General features: G+C 35.6%; 3 protein-coding genes. All 3 read left to right on the plus strand.

What is annotated here, in order from left to right; genetic code table 11:
* Positions 1 to 196 (plus strand): hypothetical protein (locus GPK49_RS04070; RefSeq protein ID WP_215676827.1); only part of this gene is annotated, 196 nt, incomplete at its 5' end.
* Between the two features lie 9 nt (positions 197 to 205).
* Entirely contained in the window at positions 206 to 2,170 is a 1,965-nt protein-coding gene (locus GPK49_RS04075; protein WP_004845300.1) for a bacteriocin-associated integral membrane family protein, read from the plus strand.
* Positions 2,167 to 2,775 (plus strand): ATP-binding cassette domain-containing protein, encoded by a 609-nt coding sequence (locus GPK49_RS04080; RefSeq protein WP_002593328.1) that lies wholly within the window; start codon positions 2,167 to 2,169, stop codon positions 2,773 to 2,775. The genes GPK49_RS04075 and GPK49_RS04080 overlap by 4 nt, the downstream gene beginning before the upstream one ends.
* Positions 2,776 to 2,908 lie beyond the last annotated feature (133 nt).

A 2,908-nucleotide genomic window follows, 5' to 3' on the forward strand; every position in this document is an offset into this window, starting at 1 on the left:
CCGGGCAGAAAACTGTTCGGACTTTTCTCATATAGTCCAAAGTTGCGGTAGAATTGTTCACAAGTTTTATGGTATAATTTATGCGAATAAAGAAAACGGAAAATTAGAATCTAACAAGAGAATGTGGTTGTATGAAAAAATCCATATTAGTATTTTGGGCAATCGTGTGTCTGTTACCTATTCAAAGGAGGTTTAAGAATTTCAAATGAAACATATAAGAAATATATTGCTGTTGATTACGATTATTTTTGCTTTTGTTATGCAAGCTGAAGTATATCAAAATATGCTCTGGAACTTTAATGGTGCTTATTATTTATCGTCCAGATACACAACTACTAATGACGATATGGATTCATTTTTAGCCAATGCAGAAGATACAGCTGAGAAGCATGGTGTTCATATTTTTTCGACTTTTAATCAGAGAGTTTCTAATTATCAGACAAGACTTTATATTTATGGTGATGATACCGTTGTTCGGGATAGTCTTAAAAGCACAATGGATATTGAGGAAAAAACATATACGGCTTTGATAGGTGGAATCACCGTAATAGAATTTGAAGATTTTAGAGAAGCAAAAAACACAGGCAATGGACAGGAAATAATGGTCAGCTATATCGGTGATGATGATGACATTATTGCCACATATCAAGATTTGGCAAAAGAATATTCTATATCGCAGCCAGAGTTTTGGCAATCAACCGAAACTGATATGATGTTCATTGTTTGGGGCCTGGTTGCCATATTGATGATTGTACTTAATATGATTGAGGTGATACGCAGGCAAAAGGAAGTAGTTGTACGAGCTTCTCTGGGCGAAAATGCTGCTGTGATTGCTCTAAAAGCTGTAGTGGCTGATATGATTTCATATGCTGCATTATTCGTCTTAGCAAAGTTGCTTGTTTCTCAATTTATATCGGGAGCGTATGAAGATCATCTCATTTTGGCAGTGTATTGTGCCGGAGCAGTTCTTTCCGTAATTCCTTATGCTGCTTTTGTCCGCTTTGATGTAAAAAAAGCCTTTGCCAATGCTTCAGATAAAAAAGGTATGTTTTATCTTCTGAACGGTCTTAAAGTATTTGCTACTGCTATGACAATTTTTACAATAACTACAAATCTCAGTAGCATTCAAGGTAATTTACTTACAAACACTACTCTTTTAGAAAATCATTATAATGATTATTATTTTGGAGTTATGCAGATTGAACCTCCTTTTGAAGAAAATGAGGAGGAATCCAAAGAGAGCAAATTTTGGAATGACCTTTACGAAAATGAATACAACACGATAAATCCGGTGGTCTGCATAGGCAGCCGGATAAGCGATACGGATAATTATATTTTTGTAAATCATAATGCCAGAGATATGCTACAAGGGTTTTCTGATATGCTTACTGAAGATGATGAAAAAGAGGATATCGTGGTCTTCGTGCCAAAGGGAAGAAATGCGGAATCATACAAAGATATCGCAAAAGAGGAAATTGGCTCTCTTACCCAAAATGCAGAAGAACTGCGTGTTGTTTATAAAGAATATTCTGGCAGAGAACAATTTTATTATCTCAATTCGAACAGAGAAGAGGCTATTGACGGATTGTCAAGAGTAACAAATCCGATTGTGATTTATCAGGCAAATGAGGCTGTTGCTTTAAATGGAAGTTATATCGAAACAGGAACATATAATGGTGAGGTAATCTACGGATGCGATGAAAGCACAATTCGCAGTGTTGCGAAAAAATATTCAGAACAGCTTGGTTCACACTATTTTATGCTGACGAATGTCGGAGAGGATTACATTTATAGTCATAGTTTCCTCGTGAAACTGATTGGCTTTATAAGCTCTCTTTGCGTATTAGTATTGCTGTTAGATATCGCTATCATCATATCTGAAGTGAAAATGGAATTTAGACTTAATGCGATGGAAATCTCCCTCAAAAAGGTTTTGGGCTATCGCTTTTATGAAAGGCACAAAAGATTTATTTCCGTTAATCTCTTAGAAAATATAGCCGTTGTGATATTGATTTGCATTGTTTCAATTTTTATATCTAACGCAAGTGTCGGGATTGCTTTACTGATTGGAGCGTTGCTCACCATTATTGAAATGGCAATCATTTTCACAAATATTATGTGGGTTGAAAAAACAAATATCTCAAAGTCATTGAAGGGAGGATGTTTATGATTATAATTCGTGGCTTAAATAAAGCATTTGGAGAGAAAATAATTTTCTCTAACTTTAATTTAGAAATTCCGGATGGAAGTTTTGTAGTAATCAGCGGCGATAGCGGCAGTGGAAAAAGCACTTTACTCAATATGATTGGTGGTATCGAAAAACCGGATAGCGGCAGTATCATAATCGAAGGGCTGAATATTACCCGGCTTAAAAATAAAAACAGTTTTTTTGCGGATACAGTGGGGTTTCTTTTTCAGAATTTTGCACTGCTTGAAAATAAGACAGTTAAAGAAAATTTAAGTTTGATTAAAAAATCAAGCCGAACTAAAGTATCACTTAAAGAAGCTCTTAATCGTGTGGGGTTATCAAAGGAAGTTAACAAAAAAGTTTATCAGCTTTCCGGTGGTGAACAACAGAGAGTTGCTTTAGCTCGTCTTATGATGAAAAAATGTTCTGTTGTTTTGGCAGATGAACCTACTGGCTCACTTGACAAGAAAAATAGAGATATTGTTATGAGGTTATTGCACGAACTCAATGAAGAAGGTAAAACGGTTATCATTGTTACCCACGATCAGGGTATTATTGAAGATGAACCTTATGTTGTGAAAATCTGAGAGTACCTCTTAGAAATGTCTTGATCTACATTTTATATAATTTGGGTCAGAAGAAAATCCCTTTAGGAACTAAAGGGCGCACTTCTATACTCTCTGTCGAGAGTAGTGCGTCCTGCGGAGCTTCATTCTCCGT

Origin of the sequence: Clostridium sp. MCC345 (genome assembly GCF_018785345.1) — a bacterium.
GTDB classification, from domain to species: Bacteria; Bacillota; Clostridia; order Lachnospirales; family Anaerotignaceae; genus Anaerotignum_A; species Anaerotignum_A faecicola.

What these genes read in the sequence shown, in the direction of transcription:
- GPK49_RS04080 (WP_002593328.1), top strand. Translation starts at nt 2,167, where the DNA reads ATGATTATAATTCGTGGCTTAAATAAAGCATTTGGAGAGAAAATAATT.
- GPK49_RS04075 (WP_004845300.1), top strand. Translation starts at nt 206, where the DNA reads ATGAAACATATAAGAAATATATTGCTGTTGATTACGATTATTTTTGCT.